The sequence below is a fragment of the Petrotoga sp. 8T1HF07.NaAc.6.1 genome, from assembly GCF_016772115.1.
Taxonomy (GTDB): domain Bacteria; phylum Thermotogota; class Thermotogae; order Petrotogales; family Petrotogaceae; genus Petrotoga; species Petrotoga mobilis.
Genome location: NZ_AUPG01000029.1, coordinates 1 through 3,410, shown reverse-complemented (window position 1 = coordinate 3,410; position 3,410 = coordinate 1). Strand labels below are relative to the sequence as shown.

The 3,410-nt window shown below is 36.5% G+C and carries 3 protein-coding genes and 1 pseudogene; all 4 read left to right on the top strand.

Annotation, left to right across the window (positions count from 1 at the left end; translation table 11 throughout):
• Positions 1 to 125: 125 nt before the first annotated feature.
• The gene (locus tag NAAC61_RS10400) at positions 126 to 545 is read left to right on the top strand and encodes an NADH-quinone oxidoreductase subunit NuoE family protein (RefSeq protein ID WP_041534079.1); all 420 of its coding nucleotides are present in this window, start codon (positions 126 to 128) and stop codon (positions 543 to 545) included.
• A gap of 11 nt (positions 546 to 556) precedes the next feature.
• Positions 557 to 1,771, top strand: a complete 1,215-nt coding sequence (locus NAAC61_RS10395; protein WP_202695991.1) for a complex I 51 kDa subunit family protein — start codon at positions 557 to 559, stop codon at positions 1,769 to 1,771.
• Positions 1,768 to 3,221 (top strand): annotated as a pseudogene (locus NAAC61_RS10895) ([FeFe] hydrogenase, group A); the annotation flags it as partial. The gene NAAC61_RS10395 and the pseudogene NAAC61_RS10895, both read left to right, overlap by 4 nt.
• Positions 3,207 to 3,410 (top strand): iron hydrogenase small subunit (locus NAAC61_RS11420; protein ID WP_443146892.1); only part of this gene is annotated, 204 nt, incomplete at its 3' end. The pseudogene NAAC61_RS10895 and the gene NAAC61_RS11420, both read left to right, overlap by 15 nt.

Below are 3,410 nucleotides of genomic sequence, written 5' to 3'. Positions count from 1 at the left end.
TTTTAGCGTTTTTTTCACATAAATATATTAAAAATGGATCAATTTAGTGAAAATATTAACAATCCAGATTCTGTTAATAAATGCCTCAAAGTTTTTGTATTTCAAAACTAGAAGGAGGAGATGGAATGGAAAAGTATTATGAAAAAGAACTCTTGGAAGAACTCCATGATATTCAAGAAACGTATGGATTCATCTCTGAAGAGGATATCTTGAGAATCGCGCAAAAAAGAGACATCCCTAAAGCTCGTTTGTACGGAGTGATCAGTTTTTATTCTATGTTTCATCTTGAACCAACGGGAAAATACATCGTACGTGTCTGTGACAGTGTCTCATGTAGATTAAACGAGTCCGCAGACTTAGTTAGAGCCTTGAAAGATTATCTCAAAGTGGAAGAGAATGAAACCACAAAAGACAAAAAATTCACCTTAGAAGTAGCTGAATGTTTAGGACATTGCGATGAAGGACCTGTTATGATGGTTAACGATACGTATTACACTCATCTAACCGTTACCAAAGCGATTCAAATACTCGATTCACTGGAATAGGAGGAAAATAAATGGAAAGAATCTTTCTAAAAAAGGACTTGGGCAAAAGTTTGGAAGAATACGACTTTCCAGGCTTGAAGAATGCTTTGAAGTTGGAACCCCAACAAGTTATCAATAAAATAAAAGAAAGTGGTTTAAGAGGAAGAGGCGGAGCCGGTTTTCCTACAGGTATAAAATGGGAAACAGTGTTTTCAATTAAAAATGACACCAAATTTATTATATGTAATGCAGACGAAGGAGAACCTGGAACTTTCAAAGATAGATTTTTGATGGAAAATCTTCCCTTTAAAGTTTTGGAAGGTATAATAATCAGTGGTTATGCCACTGGATCAAAATATGGTTATATTTACATTAGAGGTGAATATGTAGAGGCAATAAAAATCATTAAGAAAGCGATCGAAAAACTTTATGAAAAAAATATATTGGGAGAAAATATTATAAACTCAGATTTCTCGTTTGATTTGAAGTTGGTGAGAGGTGCAGGCGCCTACGTATGTGGAGACGAAACATCTTTAATCAATTCCATTGAAGGAGACAGAGGAAAATCTCGTATAAAACCTCCCTTACCAGTTTTTGAGGGATTGTATGGTAAACCGACCGTTGTCAATAACGTTGAAACATTGGCCGCGGCAGCAGAAATAATGAGTTACGATAACAACCCTTATTCAGAAATAGGAACAGAAAAAAGCAGAGGAACAAAATTAGTCTCTATCAGTGGTGACGTCAACAAACCGGGCGTTTACGAAGTAGAATTTGGAAAATTAACAGTTAAAGATATCGTACAAGAATTGGCAGGAGGAGTTAAAGGAGAAAAAATTGGTTTTGTTATCCCAGGAGGAATTTCCACTGAAGCATTAATTGAAGAGGAATTAGATGTACCTTACACCTATGAAAATCTTCAAAAAATGGGGAGTAACATCGGATCTGGTGGAATGATCGTAGTTTCTTCACAAAGAAATTATTTGGAAATCGTGAAAAATGTCTCTGACTTTTTCCGAGACGAAACATGTGGAACGTGTTTCCCATGTAGAGAAGGAAACAAGAATATAAACAAAATCGTATCGGATATATATAAAAGAGGATATCCAACTTCAAGGGAAATAGAAATAATCTCTGATATACAGTACGCCGTAAGCTCTGCAGCACGTTGTGGATTTGGAGAGTCTTCTTTAAACCTTATTCTTTCCATATTTGAGAAATTTTACACAAAGAAGGTGGAAATATGAAAGTAAAGATAAATAACAGAGAATATGAATTTGATCATGAAATTAGTATTTTAGATGCCACAAAGAAAGCTCACATAAAAATACCTACACTTTGTTATTCTGAAAAACTTGAACCTTTTGGAAGTTGCAGACTTTGCTCAGTTGAAATAAAGGGTGAAAGAACCTTGAAACCAGCTTGTGTAACAAAAATTACCGATGGTATGGAAATCTTTACTCATTCTCAAAGAGTAAGAAAAACAAGAAAAACTATCATGGAATTGATAATAGCTTCTCATGGGATAAACTGCAACTTAAATTGCCTTACTTGTTCAAAATCCGGCAGCTGTGAGATAAAAGAGGTTGCTGAAGAAATAGGTGTAACTGAAATAAGGGTCCCTCCAATATCTAATGGTTTACCGGAAGATAGAAGCAGTTATTCAGTTGTGAGAGAACCTCAAAAATGTATCGTTTGTAACCGTTGCGTCAGAAAATGCTCAGAGGTCCAGTCGGTTAACATATTAACGATTGCAAACAGAGGGCCAGATACATACGTTACAACTTTCATGGACAAAGGTATGGGGAACGTCGATTGTACAAATTGTGGGCAATGCATCTTAGAATGCCCCACAGGAGCCTTACATGAGGTTTATCAAATGGACCAAGTTTGGACTGCTCTCTCTGACGAAAGTAAATATGTAATCGTGCAAACAGCTCCTGCCGTTAGAGTTGCAATAGCCGAAGAATTCGATGCAGAACCAGGAAAAATTGCCACAAAACAAATGGTGACAGGATTAAGATTGTTAGGATTTGATAAAGTCTTCGATACTAACTTTGCTGCTGACTTAACGATAATGGAAGAAGCGAATGAATTCATTGAAAGATTCAAAAATAATGGGAAGCTTCCTTTATTGACGTCTTGTAGCCCAGGATGGGTTAAATTCTTAGAACATAATTATCCCGATTTATTGATAATCTTTCGTCATGTAAATCTCCTCAACAGATGTTTGGAGCTATTGCCAAGACATATTATGCAAACAAATTAGGAATCTCAAAAGAAGATATGATTGTAGTTTCTGTCATGCCATGTACTGCCAAAAAATTTGAACGGGTTAGACCAGAAATGAAAGGCGATGTCGATTATGTATTAACTACCCGTGAATTGGCAAAAATGTTTAAACTTGCTGGTATAGATTTGCTGAACGTTCCACCGGAGGAGTACGATGAACCCTTAGGTATCTCTTCTGGTGCCGGTGCAATTTTTGGGGCAACGGGTGGTGTTATGGAAGCCGCTTTGAGAACTGCATACGAAGTAATAACTGGTGAAGAATTAGAAAAATTGGACTTTGAAGCTGTTAGAGGCATTGAAGGAATAAAAGAAGCAACGGTAGAAATTGATGGAATAAATTTAAAAGTAGCTGTCGTGAATGGTTTAGGGAACGCCCGAAAGGTTTTAGAAATGATCAAAAGCGGTGAAAAAGAGTATCATTTTGTGGAATTCATGGCATGTCCAGGTGGATGTATTGGTGGCGGTGGTCAACCTATCCCAACAAACAGCGAAATACTTCTAAAAAGGATGCAAGCGATATACGAAGTAGACAGATCCCTGCCAATAAGAAAATCTCATGAAAACCCTGCTATCAAAATTTTATACGAAGAATTT

Bases quoted from the DNA above. Each gene is read 5' to 3' on its own strand.
- NAAC61_RS10400 (WP_041534079.1), top strand. From the start codon at position 126: ATGGAAAAGTATTATGAAAAAGAACTCTTGGAAGAACTCCATGATATT.
- NAAC61_RS10395 (WP_202695991.1), top strand. From the start codon at position 557: ATGGAAAGAATCTTTCTAAAAAAGGACTTGGGCAAAAGTTTGGAAGAA.